This window comes from Lelliottia sp. GFLA7 (genome assembly GCF_056490165.1).
The window spans coordinates 1-472 of the sequence record NZ_JBWLAQ010000056.1 but is presented as its reverse complement, the minus strand read 5'-3'; the positions used below and the strand labels follow the sequence as shown (position 1 = coordinate 472).

At 71.2% G+C, this 472-nt stretch carries 1 protein-coding gene; it reads left to right on the top strand.

Annotation, left to right across the window (positions count from 1 at the left end; all coding sequences use genetic code 11):
* Nucleotides 1–472, top strand: a 472-nt coding sequence (locus AC07RN_RS21120) for an ATP-binding protein (protein WP_478337238.1), incomplete at both ends; no start/stop codon positions are given.

Below are 472 nucleotides of genomic sequence, written 5' to 3'. Positions count from 1 at the left end.
CTACCCTGGCTACGGATTCCTGTCGGAGAATCCGGATCTGGCCGCGGCGTGCGAGGCGAAGGGCATCACTTTCGTCGGACCGTCGGCCGAGGTACTCGAGCTGACCGGGAACAAGGCGCGGGCGATCGCCGCCGCGAAGGCGGCGGGCCTGCCGGTGCTGGCGTCGTCGGAGCCGTCGTCGAACGTCGACGAACTGCTCGCCGCCGCGGAGGACATGGAGTTCCCCGTCTTCGTCAAGGCGGTCGCCGGCGGCGGCGGTCGCGGCATGCGCCGTGTCGCGGAGCGGTCGGCGCTGCGGGAGTCGATCGAGGCGGCGTCGCGCGAGGCGGAGTCGGCCTTCGGTGACCCGACGGTGTTCCTCGAGCAGGCCGTGGTCGATCCGCGGCACATCGAGGTGCAGATCCTCGCCGACGGCGAGGGCAACGTGATCCACCTGTTCGAGCGGGACTGCTCGGTGCAGCGCCGTCACCAG